The organism is Streptomyces sp. NP-1717, from assembly GCF_022695985.1.
Taxonomy (GTDB): domain Bacteria; phylum Actinomycetota; class Actinomycetes; order Streptomycetales; family Streptomycetaceae; genus Streptomyces.
In genome coordinates this window covers 26,978-43,588 of sequence record NZ_JAAPBF010000009.1, presented here as the reverse complement: position 1 = coordinate 43,588, position 16,611 = coordinate 26,978, and the positions used below count along the sequence as shown (strand labels likewise).

At 70.4% G+C, this 16,611-nt stretch carries 14 protein-coding genes; 6 read left to right on the top strand and 8 right to left on the bottom strand.

Annotated features, from left to right (window positions below; genetic code table 11):
• Positions 1 to 151: 151 nt before the first annotated feature.
• From GXP76_RS03430 to GXP76_RS03420, 3 genes are all read left to right on the top strand, one after another.
• Positions 152 to 1,930: an FAD-dependent monooxygenase gene (locus GXP76_RS03430; RefSeq protein ID WP_242569893.1), complete on the top strand. Its 1,779-nt coding sequence runs from the start codon at positions 152 to 154 to the stop codon at positions 1,928 to 1,930.
• A gap of 87 nt (positions 1,931 to 2,017) precedes the next feature.
• Positions 2,018 to 3,559 carry an MFS transporter gene (locus GXP76_RS03425; RefSeq protein WP_277992934.1) on the top strand — a complete coding sequence of 514 codons (1,542 nt, stop codon included), beginning with the start codon at positions 2,018 to 2,020 and terminating at the stop codon, positions 3,557 to 3,559.
• 284 nt (positions 3,560 to 3,843) lie between these two features.
• Positions 3,844 to 5,406 carry a class I adenylate-forming enzyme family protein gene (locus tag GXP76_RS03420; RefSeq protein ID WP_242569891.1) on the top strand — a complete coding sequence of 521 codons (1,563 nt, stop codon included), beginning with the start codon at positions 3,844 to 3,846 and terminating at the stop codon, positions 5,404 to 5,406.
• A gap of 69 nt (positions 5,407 to 5,475) precedes the next feature.
• Here the strand turns inward: GXP76_RS03420 and GXP76_RS03415 are convergent, their stop codons facing one another.
• The 4 genes from GXP76_RS03415 to GXP76_RS03400 form a co-directional block, all read right to left on the bottom strand.
• Positions 5,476 to 6,990: an FAD-binding oxidoreductase gene (locus GXP76_RS03415; RefSeq protein WP_242569890.1), complete on the bottom strand. Its 1,515-nt coding sequence runs from the start codon at positions 6,988 to 6,990 to the stop codon at positions 5,476 to 5,478.
• A gap of 192 nt (positions 6,991 to 7,182) precedes the next feature.
• Positions 7,183 to 8,277, bottom strand: coding sequence for an acetylserotonin O-methyltransferase (locus tag GXP76_RS03410; RefSeq protein ID WP_242569889.1), 1,095 nt, complete (start codon positions 8,275 to 8,277; stop codon positions 7,183 to 7,185).
• A gap of 119 nt (positions 8,278 to 8,396) precedes the next feature.
• Positions 8,397 to 8,699: a hypothetical protein gene (locus tag GXP76_RS03405; RefSeq protein ID WP_242569888.1), complete on the bottom strand. Its 303-nt coding sequence runs from the start codon at positions 8,697 to 8,699 to the stop codon at positions 8,397 to 8,399.
• A 93-nt stretch (positions 8,700 to 8,792) separates the two neighbouring features.
• On the bottom strand, positions 8,793 to 9,956 hold the full coding sequence (locus tag GXP76_RS03400) for an AfsR/SARP family transcriptional regulator (protein ID WP_242569887.1): 1,164 nt from the start codon (positions 9,954 to 9,956) through the stop codon (positions 8,793 to 8,795).
• A 152-nt stretch (positions 9,957 to 10,108) separates the two neighbouring features.
• Here GXP76_RS03400 and GXP76_RS03395 point away from each other — a divergent pair, with 152 nt between their 5' ends.
• A complete protein-coding gene (locus tag GXP76_RS03395) occupies positions 10,109 to 11,218 on the top strand; it encodes a type III polyketide synthase (protein ID WP_242569886.1) in 1,110 nt (369 codons plus the stop codon).
• A gap of 29 nt (positions 11,219 to 11,247) precedes the next feature.
• Positions 11,248 to 12,231 (top strand): methyltransferase, encoded by a 984-nt coding sequence (locus GXP76_RS03390; protein WP_242569885.1) that lies wholly within the window; start codon positions 11,248 to 11,250, stop codon positions 12,229 to 12,231.
• 36 nt (positions 12,232 to 12,267) lie between these two features.
• Here the strand turns inward: GXP76_RS03390 and wrbA are convergent, their stop codons facing one another.
• The 4 genes from wrbA to GXP76_RS03370 all read right to left on the bottom strand — a co-directional run bounded on the left by wrbA (position 12,268) and on the right by GXP76_RS03370 (position 15,303).
• Entirely contained in the window at positions 12,268 to 12,879 is a 612-nt protein-coding gene (gene wrbA, locus GXP76_RS03385) for an NAD(P)H:quinone oxidoreductase (protein ID WP_242569884.1), read from the bottom strand.
• Between the two features lie 115 nt (positions 12,880 to 12,994).
• On the bottom strand, positions 12,995 to 14,137 hold the full coding sequence (locus GXP76_RS03380) for a DegT/DnrJ/EryC1/StrS aminotransferase family protein (RefSeq protein ID WP_242569883.1): 1,143 nt from the start codon (positions 14,135 to 14,137) through the stop codon (positions 12,995 to 12,997).
• Between the two features lie 5 nt (positions 14,138 to 14,142).
• On the bottom strand, positions 14,143 to 14,700 hold the full coding sequence (locus GXP76_RS03375) for a cupin domain-containing protein (protein ID WP_242569882.1): 558 nt from the start codon (positions 14,698 to 14,700) through the stop codon (positions 14,143 to 14,145).
• Between the two features lie 396 nt (positions 14,701 to 15,096).
• Positions 15,097 to 15,303: a hypothetical protein gene (locus GXP76_RS03370; protein ID WP_242569881.1), complete on the bottom strand. Its 207-nt coding sequence runs from the start codon at positions 15,301 to 15,303 to the stop codon at positions 15,097 to 15,099.
• 321 nt (positions 15,304 to 15,624) lie between these two features.
• Here GXP76_RS03370 and GXP76_RS03365 point away from each other — a divergent pair, with 321 nt between their 5' ends.
• On the top strand, positions 15,625 to 16,530 hold the full coding sequence (locus tag GXP76_RS03365) for an aromatic prenyltransferase (protein WP_242569880.1): 906 nt from the start codon (positions 15,625 to 15,627) through the stop codon (positions 16,528 to 16,530).
• Positions 16,531 to 16,611: the final 81 nt, after the last annotated feature.

The window sequence follows — 16,611 nt, the reverse complement described above, 5'->3', positions numbered from 1 at the left end:
GGAAGCCCTTTGACGGGCACGGCCGGCGGGCTCCGGCCGTGCCCGCGGGGCCGGGTCCAGGGCGCCGCCAAGCCGGCGCCAACTCGCCGCGTAGCCCCGGCCAACTCCTCCCGCCGAAGCTGTGTGCACGCAGCATCGACATGGAAGGCCGATGATGGAAGCTGTCGAGGTTCCGGTTCTGATAGTCGGCGGCGGAGGGTGCGGCCTGTCCGCTTCCGTCTTCCTGTCCGACCACGGTGTCGAGCACCTGCTGGTGGAACGGCACCCGGACACGTCGATACTGCCGAGGGCCCACTACCTCAACCAGCGCACCATGGAGATCTTCCGCCAGCACGGGCTCGACGGGGAGGTCTTCGAACGGGGGGCGCCGCTGGAGAAGTTCGGCAAGGTGCGCTGGCAGACCACGCTCACCGGCGACGGACCGCTGGACGCGCGGGTGATCCATGAGATGGACGCCTTCGGCGGCGGCGCGCTGAGTGAGACGTACGCGGCGGCGGGCCCCGTCCTGACCACCAAACTCCCGCAGCTCCGGCTGGAGCCGCTGCTGCGCCGTCACGCCGAGGAGCGCAATCCCCGACGCGTCCTGTTCGGCCGCGAACTGACCACGTTCCGCGACGAGGGTGACCGTGTCGTCGCCGAGATCCGCGACACCGCGACCGGGGAGAGCACCGAGGTGGCGGCACGGTACGTCATCGCGGCCGACGGCGGTCGTACGGTCGGTGCCGCTCTCGGTGTGGAGATGCGGGGCACGCCCAGGATGGTCGACGTCACGACGGCGTACTTCTCCGCCGACCTCTCCGCGTGGTGGCACGACGGCACGATCATCACCTGGTTCGTGAACCCCTACCGGCCGGACCTCTCCAGCACCCTGCTGGAGATGGGCCCCACCTGGGGGCGGAACTGCGAGGAGTGGGGCCTGCACTTCGCCCTCGGCGACACGGACCGCTCCGACGGGGACGCGGTCGCCGCCAGGATGCGTGAGGTGCTCGGCCTGCCCCAACTGGATCTGACGCTGCACAAGGTGACCCGGTGGACCGTCGAGGGCGTGCTCGCCGACCGCTACCGGGACGGACGGATCCTGCTGGCCGGCGACGCCGCGCACCGCCAGCCGCCCACCACCGGGCTCGGCCTGAACGGCGGGATCCAGGACGTGCACAACCTCGCGTGGAAGCTGGCCGCGGTTCTCGACGGCCGCGCCGGCGACAGCCTCCTCGACACCTACGAGACGGAGCGCCGGCCGGTCGGCAGGCAGAACGTCGACTGGGGGCTGTCCACCTGGTTCCACCACCGGGTCATGACCGACGCCGCCATCGGCCTCGGCGCGCACATCCCGCCGGAGCACCGGCCGTCGGCGTTCGCCACGTACTTCGACCCGTCCCCGGGCGGCGCCGCCGTACGGGCCCGGGGGGCGGAGATCTTCGGTACGCACCGCGCCGAATGCCAGGCGCACGACCTGGAGATCGGGTTCGTGTACGAGGAGGGCGCCGTCGTCGGCGACGGCAGCCGGGCGCCGTCCCGCGCTCCCATGGGCGACGTGTACCACCCGACGACCCGCCCCGGTCATCTGCTGCCGCACGCCTGGATCGAACACGACGGGCGCCGCCTGTCGACCCACGACCTGACCGGCTCCGCGACCGGCTTCGCGCTGCTCACCGGCCCGGCGGGAACACCGTGGGCCGAGGCGGCCGCGCGGATCGCGGAGAGGTTCTCGATCCCGATCACCGTCGCCCGCGTCGGGAGCGGCGCGGAGTTCACCGACGGCGACGGGCGGTGGGCCGCGGTCCGGCAGATCACCGACGAGGGGGCCGTACTGGTGCGCCCCGACAACCACGTGGCATGGCGCAGCACGGCCGGCAGCGAGGATCCGGTGGGCGTGCTGGGCGACGCGGTCTCCCGCGTCCTGGGCCTGGACGCGGGAGACCGCGCCTGACGTCACCGGCGGCCCGGCCATGTCACATTCCGCCGCCGAGGCCGCTCTCAGGGTGATGCCAAGGTCCATTCGATGCGACAAGGAGAGATGATCGTGGCAACACAGAAAGCGGATCTTGCGGGCGAGCGGGACCCGGCGACCGCCGGGACGGCGGGCGGGGAACCGAAGCGGTGGCTCATCCTCGGCGTCATCTGCGTCGCCCAGCTCATGGTGGTGCTCGACGTGACGGTGATGAACCTCGCGCTGCCCTCGGCCCAGGACGACCTGGACATCACCAACGCCGACCGGCAGTGGATCGTCACCGCGTACTCGCTGGCGTTCGGCAGCCTGCTGCTGTTCTGCGGGCGGCTGGTCGACCTGATCGGCCGCAAGGCGACCTTCCTCATCGGCGCGGGCGGCTTCGCGGCGGCCTCGGCCGTCGGCGGCGCCGCGGTCAACTTCGAGATGCTGGTGACGGCTCGCGCCTGTCAGGGAGCCTTCGGCGCGCTGCTGGCACCGGCCGCCCTGGCCCTGCTGACCACGACCTTCACCGACCCGAAGGAACGGGGCAAGGCGTTCGGCGCCTTCGGCGCGGTCGCGGCCAGCGGCGCGGGCCTGGGGCTGATCCTCGGCGGTTCGCTGACCTCGTCCCTGTCCTGGCGTTGGTGCATGTACATCAACCTGCTCTTCGCCGGAATCGTGATGCTCGGGGCGTCGCTGCCGATGGCCAAGGGAGTCAGGAAGCCGGGCGCCCGACTGGACGTCCCGGGCGTGGTGGCGGTGTCGGCCAGTATGTTCTGCCTGGTCTACGGCTTCTCCAACGCCGCGTCGCACAGTTGGGGCACACCCTCGACCTGGGGGTTCCTGGCCGCGGGCGGGGTACTGCTGCTCGTATTCGTCCTCTGGCAGGCGCGCGCCGCACAGCCGCTGCTGCCGCCCTGGCTCGTACTCGACCGCAACAGGGGCGGCGCCTACCTGACGATGCTCGTCGTCGGCGCCTGCATGTTCGGCATCTTCCTGTTCCTCGTCTACTACATGCAGACCACCCTGGACTACTCGGCGATCACCTCGGGCGTCGCCCTGCTGCCCATGGTGGTGCTCACCGCCGTCGGTGCCAACGTGGGCAACATCGCGGTGATGCCGCGATTCGGCCCCAAGCCGCTGGTCATCGCCGGTCTGCTGCTCAACGCGACGGGGATGGCCCTGCTCACCGGGATCGACGCGGACTCCGGTTACGCGTCCGCCCTGCTCGGCCCGACCATGGTCTCCGGTCTCGGCATGGGCTTCATCTTCGCCTCGGTGCTCCGCACCGGTACCTCCGGAGTGGCGCCGCAGGACGCGGGCATCGCCTCGGCGAGCATCAGCACCGGTCAGCAGCTCGGCGGCGCGATCGGCACCGCGCTGCTGAACTCGATCGCGGCCGGCGCCACCACCGCGTACCTGGACAGCCATGTGCAGGGGCGCCCGACGCCGGCGCAGTTCCACCTCGCGGCGATCGAGGGCTACACCACGGTGTTCTGGTGGTGCGCCGGCATCTTCGCGGCGGGTGCCGTCGTCTGCGGCACCCTGGTGCGCGGCGGTCCGCTGCCGTCGCCCGTGGGCGCTCCCGGCCCGGTGCCGGCCAAGCTGCCCGAGGCGGCCGGATCCTGAGGCACGAACCATCAGCGCCGCAGGGGCACGCGCCGTCGTTCCACGGCGCGTGCCCCTGCGGCGCTGAACCCGCACCGGCGGCGGATGGCACCAAGCCGGTGCCAACTCGTGGGGCATTCGGGGCCAAGCCCGGTCTACGAAGCTGTGGACAGTGTCGGGCAGGGGTGCGCCGACGTGACCGAGAACGGTCGGGCCGCCCCCGCCGGTTCGCTCCCGGGTCGCGGGAGCGACGGCACGGAGCGCATCGGTTGCCGGGAAGTGAAGCTGGTCTGGATGGGGGCCCCATGAGCCATGATTCGATCCACAAGCGCGGCCTGTACCTGGGAGTCGTACCGGAGAGGGCGGCGGCCGGAGGCGGTACGACGCCGCTCACCCTCGATCACGACCTCGACGCCCTGCCGGAGGTGGGACGGCGCCTGACGGTGTCCCAGCTCGCCGGTCATGTGGCCGACCTGGCGGGCCGGATCCGGGCGGCCGGGGTGCTGCCCGGGGAGCGCGTCGTCATCCACAAGAGGGCCAACTTCGACATCTGGCTGCTCGCCACCGCGGTGGCGCGTGCCGGTGCGATTCCGGTGATGCTGTCGCACGCGCTGGACAGCGCGACCGTCGCGGCCCTGCTGGGACGGCTCGACCAGCCGCACCTGCTCACCGACGGGTCCAAGCTGGAGGAGCTGGCCGAGGTGCCGCTGGCCGATCTCACCAAGGGCCTGATCAGTGTGGGCGAACCGGGGCCGGGAGTGACCTCTCTCGCCGCCCTGGCCGGATCGCCGCCGGTACGGCCCGTGTTGCAGGGGCTCGACGAGGCGGCGCTGATCACCCACACCTCCGGCACCACCGGGCTCCCCAAGCTGGTGGTGCACACGCCCCGTACGATGCGCTCCCGGCTCCGGCCGCAGCTGTTCCTGCTGGCGCTGACGCGCGGGCGCGAGACCGTCGCGATCCACATCGCCTTCGGGCACTCGCGGATGTTCGCGGCGATGGCCCTGTGCCTCTTCAGATCGATGCCCGTGCTCCTGGTGAACAAGGGCGCTCCCGACGACGTCGCCGACTTCTTCGCCGAACACCGGCCGGGGCTGATCGAGGCGCTTCCCAACTCGTTCCTGGCGTGGGAGAGCCTGGCCGACGATCCGCGCAGACCGTTCGCGTCGGTCAAGTACTTCAGCAGCACGTTCGACGCGCTCCATCCCAGAACGGTCCGCCGGCTCCTCAGCTCCTCCGGGCGCAGAACACCGCAGTTCTTCCAGATATACGGACAGAGCGAGGTCGGCCCGGCGGTCGGCCGGCCGTACTTCCGCAGGTCCATGCGCCGGATGGACGGGCGCTGCGTCGGCTACCCCCTGCCGGGCAGCGCACGGGTGAGGCTCGTGAGCCAGAACGGCAAGCGGCCCTCGTCGCGGAACCCGGGCTTCATCGAGGCCCGCTGGGACGGGATAGCGAAGACGTACTTCGGCGAGCAGGAGCGCTACGACGCCAACGTCCACGAGGGATGGTGGCGCACCGGCGACGTCGGCTACCGCACCCGGTTCGGCTGCCTGCACATGCTCGACCGGGAGGTGGACGCGATTCCCGGTGTGGGCAGCAGCCTTGAGATCGAGGACCTCGTCCTGGACAGGCTGGAGGAGCTGATCGAGCTCGTCGTCGTGCCGGGCCCGAAGTCCGAGGCGATCCCCGTCGTCTGCACCGACCGGGACAGGCCGCTCGACCTGGACCGCTGGCGCGCCGCCGTCGCGGAGTACCCGCAGCTGGCCGAACCGGTCCAGATCCCGCTGGCCGAACTGCCGCGCACCGCCACGCTGAAGACACGCCGGGTCGAGCTGTCCCGCCGCCTTCACGAACAGCTCGGGTGACGGCGACCCGCCACACACACGCGGGGCCCGGTCCCGGCAGAGGATGCCGGGACCGGGCCCCGCGCACGATCAGCGGATGCTCTGCGCGAACCGGAAGACGTTGTGCGGGTCGTAGGCCTTCTTGACCCGCTTCAGCCGCGGATAGTTCTCCGCGTAGTAGGAACTCCGCCAGTCGGGCAGGCGGGAGTCGTAGAAGTTCTGGTACGTCTCGCCGTTCGAATAGGGATCGAGCACGGCGAAGCCGGCGTCGACGAAGCGCCCCGCCGACGCCTTGGCCTCCTCCGGGACCGGTGCGACGGCGTCCGAGGTGAGGAAGCTCGCCGAGAAGAGGCTGTCGCGGTGCACGTACGCGGTGGCCGAACGCGACACCGAGTTGACCGCCCCGCCGATCGCGACGACCTGCAACTGGCGCATCTGTCCGGGCTGCCGCTCCGTGTCGAGCACGGCCAGCGCCTTGGCCCAGCCCTCACGCGGCATCACCTCACTGAACAGCCGGCTGCGCCACAACCCGAAGGCCGGGCGCGTGAGTTGACCGCCGGGGGAGGTGTCGGCCCGGTGGCACTGCTGCACCGTGAGCCCGCCGCACTGATAGAGGTCCATCAGGATGTCCTGGTAGGGCGCCGTGTGCGACTGCCGGAACGACGGGGCGTGGCCGATCAGGGAGACGAGCCGGTCGATCTCGCTGTCGAAACCGCCGCCCGGCTCGACGGACCCCAGGAAGATCGTCGCCATCGGGACCTTGCCGGGCGCGGCGTCCTCCAGGGTGACCAGGAGCCCGCTGCCGATCGCCCGGGGCGCGTCGACCAGCCAGCGCGTCCAGCCTTCGAGCATGTCCAGCGCCTGGTCGAACGTCCAGGACAGGTTGCAGGCCGCGAGGTCGGTCAGGGGTGTCGGGGCGACCTCGTAGGAGGTCACGACGCCGAAGTTGCCGCCACCGCCGCCGCGGACGGCCCAGTAGAGATCGCTGTTGCGACGAGGTGAAGCGGTCACGACGCTGCCGTCGGCGAGGACGACCTCCGCCGACAGCACCTTGTCCGAGGCCATGCCGATGCTGCGGGTGAAAAGGCCCATGCCGCCCCCCGCGAAGTACCCGCCGGCCGCGACCGTCGGACAGTAGCCGCCGGAAATCGTCAGCCCGGCCGGCGCGAGCGTGTTCGTGATGTCGACGAGCTGCGCCCCGGGGCCGATCGTCGCCGTGTCGCGGCCGAGCGTGGTGGAGCCGATCCGGGACACGTCGATGACGAGCCCCTCCGTCGTGGAGTATCCGCCCGCGCTGTGGCCGCCGCTGCGCACCGCGATGGGCAGGGCGTGGTCCTGGGCGAAGCGCAGACACAGCGCGACGTCGGCGGCCGAGGCGCAGTAGGCGATCGCCCGGGGACGGCTGCCGTCGAACTGCACCAGGTAGAGCTGCTTGGCCCTTCGGTAGTCGGGGTCCGACGGCAGCACCAGCCGCCCGCGGAGGTGGCGGCGCAGCTGGTTCCACTTGCCGCCCGCCGCCGTGCGGGCGGCGGAGGAACCCTGGAACGCCGTGACTGCCAGCGCGGTCGCGCCCGCGCCGACGAGGAAAGATCTTCTGCTGGTCATGGGCTGGCTGCCTCTTTCGTCTGTGTGAGGTCGCGGGCCGACGGAATCCGCGGCTCGTGGATTCGTCCGGCGATGTGGCCGGAACGGGGAAACCCGCCTCCCACGCCGGCGTGACGGCGGCGTCGGAGGCGGGTGGGCAGGAGTCCGGGGCCGCGCGGCGGATTCCCACGGCGCCCCGGCGGACACGGCTCCTCACTCCTTGCGGAACTCCAGGATCCGTACGGGCGCGGCCCGGCCGCCGACGGCTCCGACGGGGACGTCCCTGGTGAAGGTGTATCCGGCCGGCTCGACGAGCGCCCGGTGCTCCTCCACCGTGCGCTCCCTGCCGCCGTAGAGGACCATCATCAGCACGTCCATCAGATGACCCACGGTGGGCACCGGCTCCGACGGGAGTACGTACTCGATCAGCACGAGCGAGCCGCCCGGACGCGCTGCCTTGGCGCAGTTCCCGATGATCACGCGGGCCCTGTCGTCGTCCCAGTTGTGCAGTACCCGGCTGAGGACGTGCAGGTCGCCCTCGGGGACCTCCGTGAAGAAGCTCCCTCCGACCGGCTCCGTACGGTCGGCGACACCCATCGCGGCGAGGTACTCCGCGGTCGTCCGCAGCGCTTCGGGCCGGTCGAACACCACACCGTCGGCCTCGGGCAGCTCCCTGAGCAGCCAGGCCAGTACCGTGCCCCGGTTCCCGCCGACATCGATGACGCGCTTCGAACCCGGCGGCCGGTAACCGGAGCCGCTGAGGGACACGAGCAGGCGGGAGGTGGCGGCGCCCATCGCGCGGGAGAACCTGACGGCCTCCTGGGGATGCGTGCCGAGATACTCCCAGAAACCGCCGGGGACGGAGGGATCGACCTGTCGTCCGCTGCGGACGTGCTCGTCCAGCCCGCCGAGGGCCTCCCGGATCGGCGGCAGCCACATTCCGGCGATCTCGCCGATCGAACCGTAGGCGGGTCCCAGCCGTCGGCCCAGCTCGGTGAGGGTGAAACGGCCGCCGGACTCTCCGGCCACCAGGCCGACCGCCATCCCCGCGCGCAGGAGCCGGGCCGTCGCGTCGGGAGCCGACCCGGTGCCCTCCGCGATCTCACCGGCGGTCAGTGACGTGCCCTCGAGGACTTCGGTGATACCCAGGTTGATGATCGCCACGGCTATCGGCGTCTGCAGGTAGCCGGCGAGCAGTTGGGCGAGTTGGCGTGCCGTCTCGTCGTTCCCGCCGTCGGGCAGCAGGTCGAGCACGGAATAGGCTTCGGGCCCGCGGTGGTCGTCGCGGTCCGCCGCTGCTTCAGACATGTCTCCTCCAGAGGTCGCTCTCGGCGCAGGCTCGAACATCCAGGCTCGGCGAGAGGACTTGGTGGAAGCTGGTGCCCCCGTTGGCGCCTGCTTGGCGGCGCCAACGGGGTCCGGAACGGTCAGAACAGCTTGTACGAGCCGATGGGTGTCAGCCGTTCGACGACCAGCGGCTCCGAGATCCACTCGCTCTTCAGCCTGGCCATGACCTCCTTGAAGGCGGGCACGGCGAGCAGGGGAGTGTTGTCGCCGTTCTCGAACTCGACCACGAACACATAGGTCTCGCCGTCGTCGAGCCTGGTCCAGGCGTAACGGACGCCCTCGGGCCGGGCGGCCTCGATGGCCGCGAACATCTTCTCGCCCGCCTTCTCCATCTCCGCGATCTTCTCGGGCCTGATCCTGGCGCGGAAGGTGTGAACGCTCATGCCGGGTCTCCTGTTTCGTCTCGTACTTCGCTGACCTGCGAAGCTGTGAACCTGTGAACCTGTGAATCCGTGAACCTGTGAATCCGTGGCGCCTCAGTCCAGGCTCGGAGCCTGGTGCAGAATGTCCCTCTCGAGATGCTGGAGCGCCGGGCTGGGATCGATGCCCAACTCCTCGGCCATCCGCTTCTGATGGGACCGCAGCACCGCCAGTGCGTCGGCCTGTCGTCCGGCCCGGTACAGCGCCACGCTCAGCAGCTCGCAGCCGTACTCGCGCAGCGGGTGGGCCTGGGTGAAGGCGGCCAGCTCGGACACCGCGATCTCGTGCGCCCCCACCGCTATCAGCGTCGCGCAGCGCCCCTCGACCACCCAGAGCCGCAACTCCTCCAGCCGCACGACCTCCGGCGCCACATGGGTGGCGTCGGCCACCTCCGCGTACGCCGGCCCGCGCCACAGTGCCAGTCCCGCCTCGAATTCGCGCAGAGCGCGCTGCGGATCACGCTGGTCGAGCGCCTGCCACCCGGCCTTCGCGCGCTCACCGAAGCGCTGGACGTCCACGTCGACGGCGCGGTTGTCGAGGAGATAGGAGCGGCCGCGCGTACGCAGCACCGTCGCGGGCTTCCGTGGCGCCCGGTCCGGTTCCAGCACCCTCCTTAAGTTGGCCACGTACGCGTGCAGCGAGGTGATCGCCGACGGGGGCGGCCGTCCCTCCCACAACTCCTCCAGCAGGACGTCGACCGACACCGGTTGCCCCACCCGGCTCACCAGCAGCGCGAGCACCGCACGCTGCTTCGGCGCCCCCAGGTCGATCCGGCGGCCGGCGACAACGGCCTCCACGGGGCCGAGCACCCGGAACTCCACCTCGGCCGGCGGCCGGTCCGGTGACCGGTCCGGTGACCGGTCCAGGGACTTCAGGGACGGTGCCCCGATTCCCCGCAGAGCGGCCGGCGCGCCGCGGCGTGAGAACGCGACAGCGTTCGTGCCGTTCCCGCGCCCGGCGACCCCGCCGATCCCGGTGGCTTCGAAGCCGGCTTCGGGCAGCGGGAATTCGAGGTTGAGTTCGAGAACCTTCGCGACGTACCGCTTGAGTGTCGCGTTCGCTCTCTGGAGATCCCGGACCTCGCGCTCCAGTTCGGCGATGCACCGGGCCTCGCCGACACCGCCTTGCGGCCGCTGCCTGAGAAGAACCTGCGTCCGGCGGCCGTCGGCGATCCTGAGGCCGGCGACAGCCGTATCGGTGCTGGTTTCCTCGTGCATCATCTCTGAACTCCTCTGCATTTCGGGTCCTTTATCAAAAGGGGCTGCGAAGGCCAAGTCGAAACCAAGTCGGTGGCAAGCGAGTTGCGCGACATTGAGCTGTACACGCTGTGGGACAGCGGAACCTTCTTCACCTCAGAGAGGCGGATCTCCGCATGCCAACCCTGTGCAAGCCGTCGGTGCATGTTCCGGAATACACGATCACGGCGGAAGAGACGATGGAATTCGCCGCGAAGGTACACGCGGGAAAACCGCAACTGCCGCTGGCGCTGCGGCTGATACAGAACACCGGAGTGCGGAAGCGTCACATCGTGCAGCCCGTCGAAAAGACGCTCAGGCACCCGGGTTTCGAGGAGCGCAACCGCATCTACGAGCTGGAATCGAAGAAGCGGTGCCCGCCGGTCGTCGAGGAGGCCCTGGCGAACGCGGGCCTCGGGGCACAGGACATCGACGCCATCATCTACGTGTCGTGCACCGGGTTCCTCATGCCCTCGCTCACCGCGTGGCTGATCAACACGATGGGGTTCCGGTACGACACGCGCCAGTTGCCGATCGCCCAGTTGGGCTGCGCCGCGGGGGGCGCAGCGATCAACCGCGCCCACGACTTCTGTGCCGCCCACCCCGAGAGCAACGTCCTGATCGTCTCCTGCGAGCTGTGCTCGCTGTGCTACCAGCCCACCGACGACGACATCAGCGCGCTGCTCTCCGACGGCCTGTTCGGTGACGCGGTGGGCGCCGCCGTCGTGCGGGGGAGCGGCGGTACCGGCGTGAGCCTGGAGCGCAACGCCGCCCATCTCATTCCGAACACCGAGGACTGGATCTCGTACGCGGTGCGCGACACCGGCTTCCATTTCCAGCTCGACCGCCGTGTGCCCGGAACGATGGAACCGCTCGCCCCGGTGCTGCGGGAATTCACGAGGAGTCACGGCTGGGACGTCGGCAACCTCGATTTCTACATCATTCACGCCGGCGGTCCCCGGATTCTGGACGATCTGGCCAAGTTCCTCAATGTCGACCGCAAGGTGTTCCGGCACAGCTGGTCCACCCTGGCCGATTACGGAAACATCGCCAGTGCTGTCGTACTGGAGGCGCTGCGGCGGCAATTCGAGGAGGACACGGTACTGCCGTCGGCCGCCACGGGTCTGATAGCCGGTTTCGGTCCCGGCATAACCGCCGAGATGGCGCTGGGCAGTTGGACCGTGGAGACGCAAGGAAATCCGGACTCCGCCTCGGAGCCGTACCTGTATTCAGGAGGGACAATATGAACAGCGGCCGACCGACATCGGATCGGATCATGCGGCTCATCACCGGTTACTGGGCCACCGGTGTGCTGGGGACGGCGGCGAACCATTCGGTGTTCACCCACCTGGAGAACGGAGCGACCTCCGCGGACCAACTGGCCGACCTCGCGGGCATCTCGCACCGTGGCGCCCAGACCCTCCTCGACGCACTGGTCGGCATCGGTCTCGTCGAACTGGACGCCGGCCGGTACCGCAACACCGCCGACGCGTCCGCCTTCCTGGTGGACGGCCTGCCCGCGTCCCTGACCGGCTTCGCCAAGGTCAAGATGGGGCACATGGCCTCCCTGGCGGACCTGCCCGACGTCGTGCGCGCGGGGGGACCGCTGCGGAACGCGGTGGTGGAGGTGGCCGACAACCCCCACTGGGAGAATCTGGTCCAGGCGCTCGCCGCGCAGTCGGCCCCCGTGGCGGCGATCGCCGCCGAGACGCTGCGGCTCGCGGAGGCCGGGGAGATCTCCATTCTCGACATCGGCGGCGGATCGGGCATCTACTCCGCCGTCTGGCTCGCGCTCAACCCCGCCGCCCGCTCGACCCAGCTCGACTGGGCGCCGATCAACGCGATCGCCCGCCGGCTGCTCGCCGAGCGCGGCGTGGCCGACCGCGTCAGCTACCTCGACGGCGACTTCCACACCACCGACTTCGGCACCTCGGCCCACGACATCGTGACGTACTCCAACATCGCCCACCAGGAGGGACCGGAGGGCAACATGGAGATCTTCGCGAGGGTACGGAGCGCTCTGCGGCCCGGCGGCACCCTGGTCATCTCGGACTACGTCGTCGACGACGACCGCTCCGGCCCCGCCTTCGCGCTGACCTTCGCGGGGGAGATGCTCCTCAAGAGCAGGCACGGAGGCACCTGGCGCCGGGAGGACTACCGGGCCTGGCTCACCAAGTCCGGCTTCGACGACATCTCCTTCCTGCGCACACCGTCGCCGACCACGTTGATCTTCGCCCGCCAGGGCCTGTCTTCGAAGTAGCGCCGTCCGCCCGTAGGGCGTCGCGGGCCCGGCGGGTCAGAGGGTGTGGCGGCCGGCCTTCAGGGCCGCCGCCACGACCACGGCGCGCCGGGCCTGGTAGTGGGCGCAGTCCAGGACCGCTTGGCCGGGCGGGCCGTCGGCGGCCCAGTGGGAGGTGCCGTACGGATTGCCGACCTCGTGCTGGACGGGATCGGTGTAACCGGGGGGCACGATGACGCCGCCCCAGTGGTAGAACACGTTCCCCAGCGCCAGGATGGTGGACTCGTGTCCGCCGTGCGCGGAGCCGGTCGAGGTGAAGACCGAGTACACCTTGTCGGCGAGCCTGTTCTGCCGCCACAGTCCGCCGGTGGTGTCGATGAACGCCTTGAGCTGCATGGACGGGTTGCCGAAGCGGGTGGGGGTGCCGAACAGCACCGCGTCGGCCCACTCCAGGTCCGCCAGGGTGGCCTCGGTGACGTCGGCGGTCTCGCGCAGGTGCCGGGCCCAGGCCGGTTTGGCGCTGATCGCCGACTCCTGGGCCAGTTCGGGGACCTTGCGCAGCCGCACCTGTGCGCCGGCCTTCTCCGCGCCCTCGGCCGCGGCGCGCGCCATGCTGTGGACGGCGCCGGTCGCGCTGTAGTAGATGATCGCGGCGTTGACGGCTTCCATGAAGGGGTTCCCTCTCTCTGTAAGGGTCGGGCGGCGCGCGCGACGGCGTCACCGATGCCGGGACCGGGCCGCACGCGCGACCCGTCCCGGCATCGGCGACAGCCGGCCGTACGCCTCAGGCGGCGCGACCGCTCGCCTGGGTCCGCAGAGCGCTCCGCAGCACGTCCACGACCCGTTCGACCTGGCTCATGGTGAGTTCGGCGTGCATCGGGACGGCGAGATTGCGCCGGAAGAGGTCCGCCGAGACCGGGCACTTCTGCTCGCTCCGGTACACCGGCTGCAGATGGGTCGCCCACGTGCCGTGCCCGGAGCCGATGCCCTGCGCCCGCAGCGCGGTGGCGACCTCGTCACGGTCCACGGCCCGGTCCAGGGTGACCACGTAGGACTGCCAGGCGTGGGTACGGTCCTCCGGAACATGAGGGACCGTCAGAAGTTCCTCGTCCGCGAGGAGTTCCGCGTAGCGCGCCGCGACGGCGCTCCGTCGCTCCAGCAGTTCCCCGACCCGCTCCAGCTGTACCTGGAGGATCGCGGCGGCGATGTCGGACAGCTTGTAGTTGTAGCCGATGTCGGTGAACACGGGGATCGGCAGACCGACTGTCTGCGCCTGGTCGAAGATGCTTCCGATACCGAACGACGACCGGAGCCTCGCGTCCGCCGCGAGCGCGGGGTCGGCGGTGATCAGGGCACCGCCCTCACCGCTGGTGGCCCCCTTGCGCCCGTGGAAGGAGAGACAGGCCACCGGCGCGAGCGCGCCGGCCTCCCGTCCCTGGTACGTCGCGCCCACCGCGCACGCGGCGTCCTCGACGACGAACAGTCCGTGGCGGTCGGCGATCGCCGTCAGCTCCGTGTAGTCGGCGGGCAGGCCGACCGTGTCGACGGCGATCACACCGACGGTCCGGGGGCCGATCAGGTCCGCCACCGACCGGGGGTCCACGGTGCCGGTGTCGGCCCGTACGTCCGCGAAGACCGGCACCGCGTCGACGTACCTCACCGCGTGGGCGGGAGCCGGGAAGGTGTAGTCGGCGACGATCACCTCGTCGCCGGGACCGACGCCGAGTGCGAGCATCGCCAGGTGGAGCGCGGCCCCGCAGTTGCTCAGCGCGACCGCGTCACCGACTCCGTAGCGCTCGGCCAGCCGGGCCTCCAGGGCCTTTCCTCTCGGCCCCTGACCGGCGGGCCATCCCGAGGAGAACACCTCGGCGACGGCCGCCAGCTCCTTCTCTCCCAGACTGGAGTGGACGAGGGGGATACGGTCCATCGTGGTCACCTCCCGTGTGCCGTCGTCGGGCGCGCGCCGGCGGGGGCGGGCGGCTCGTAGCGCAGCGGTGTGATCTCGCGGACGTCGTAGCGCTCGCGCATCGCCTCCACGGCGCCGGCGTCCACGGAGGCGCCGGCCGAGAAGATCTCCACGATCTCCTCGAAGTACCGCTCGTGGTCGGGCGAGGGGTAGCTCTGGAACAGCATGCGTGCCGGTCTGTCGGTGGCGTTCCTGAACGCGTGCGGGCAGCCGGGGGGAACGAACATGCAGGCGCCGGCGCCCGCGCGGACGACCTGGTCACCGCCCGCGGACTTCCAGTCGTGCCAGGTGTCCGCGGTGCGTTCGGCCGGCTCGAACGCCAGCAGGTCCAACTCCCCTTCCAGGACGTAGAAGAACTCCTGGGACCGGGTGTGCGTGTGCGCCCCGACATCGAAGCCGGGCGGCACGACCACCTCGAAGCACGAGATCGAGGAGCCGTCCTCGGCGGTGACCTTGAAGGTGACTTCCTGTGCCTTGGTGATCAGCTTCCGCCCCTGACCGGGGGGAACTATCAGGCCGCTCATGTGACTCGCTTCCTCGTCGTCTGGCGATGGGGGATGTCGAGTGGTGACGGCCCGCGCGAGGTCACGGCGACGGTGTCGGCGGTGTCCGGGAGGCGCGGGCGGGCAGTGGTGGCTGCCGACGCTGCTGAAGGAGCGTCAAAAGGAGAAAGGCCCGCCCGCGGAGAGGGGCTGGGCCGGGATGTCAGCGGTGGTTTCGGGTCACCGCAGCACGAAGTCGCCCTGTAGGGGGTCCAGTTGACTGGAGAGGGGCGGACCCGGGGCGACAAGAATATTTATAGGTCCTTCGCTGCCGACCGTCAAGGGCCGGCCGCCGCCCGCTCCCGCGGGAGCGAGTAGCTCCGGACCGGCCGCGGGATCCGGCGGCCGGTCCGGTCGAGCGATCCGGAGAGGGGCTCGTCAGGGTGACACGGAGTCGCCCTTGCCCCGACCCAGATGATCGAGGGTCGCCGTGACGTCGTCCGGATGGTAGTAGGAACGGCCGGCGTCGGTGTAGCGGCGCCATCGGTACTGGTGGGCGTAGCGGTACACGGAGCCTTTGGAGACCCGCAGGAGGCCGACGATGTCATCCGCCGTCAGGCCCGCTGTCGCGGGCTCCCGGCTCATCGTCCTTCGCCCGGGTATTGAAGCGTGCTCACAATTCCCCCTTCGCGCGTGGATCCACCCACAACCCCCCGGATGCGAAACGCCGGTGGACCCGCTTGGGGGAGAGGTTCACCGAGGCGGGCGGTACCCGTCAAGGGCTCCGCCGGGCGGCAGGACTTGGCGTGGACCGGCGCGCGAGTTGGTTTCCGCTTGGCGCCGAGCGGGATTCAACCCGCCCACGGCGCCAAGCCGTTGCCAAGCGGGGGAGAGGAGGATCCCGCCATATGCCCGAGCCGGCCCTGGGGGCGCAAGCCGGTGGCCCGTACTCCCTTGGAGGGTGACATGCCCGAAGCCACTCAATTGGAAGACCTGTACGCGGCGATCGAGGAGACGGCTCGGCTGGCACACGTGCCCTGCTCGCGCGAGAAGGTACGGCCGGCCCTGGACGCCTTCGGTGACGGGCTCGCGGACGCCCATGTCGTCTTCAGCCTGGCGACCGGCGAACGTTACAAGGGAGAGCTCGCGTTCGACTTCACCGTGCCCCCGGACGCCGGTGATCCGTACGGGATCGCCGTGTCGAACGGACTGGCCGAGAAGACGGACCATCCGGTCGGCACCCTGTTCTCGGAAATCCAGGGGCGGTGCCCGGTCGACAGCTTCGGTGTCGACTACGGAATCGTCGGCGGCTTCAAGAAGGCGTACGTGTCCTTCCCCCTCGGCGACCCGCAGCGGCTGTCGACGCTCGCCGGCATTCCGTCCATGCCGCGCGCTCTGGCGGAGCACGCCGACTCCTTCGCCGCCTACGGCCTGGAGGGCAAGGTGTCGGCCATCGCGATCGACTACGCCCACCGGACGTGGAACGTGTACTTCAGCGGGCTCTCCTCCGAACAGCTCGAACGGGAGGCCGTCCTGTCGATGCTTCGCCGGAACGGACTGCCGGAGCCGAGCGGGCGGATGATGGATTTCATCCGGACCACCTTCGCCATGTATCCCACCTTCGGCTGGGACTCCCCGAAGATCGAGCGGATGTCGTTCTCCGCGAGGAGTACGGACCCGGCGGCGCTCCCCGCCCAGTACGAGCCGCTGATCGGTGAATTCGCGGCCAACGTGCCCTACACGTACGCCGGCGAGCGCGTACTCGTCTACGCCGGGGCGCTGGCGGCGGGCGAGGAGTGCTACAAGGTCGCCGCCTATCACCAGCAGACACCTCAGCTGTCCGACCGGGTCCGGCCCCCTGCCTCGAAGTAGCCGGACCGCCGCGCTTCGACGGGCACGCACGACGCGGAGACGACCACACAGGAAAGGGGCAGAGCAGCATGACCGAAACCC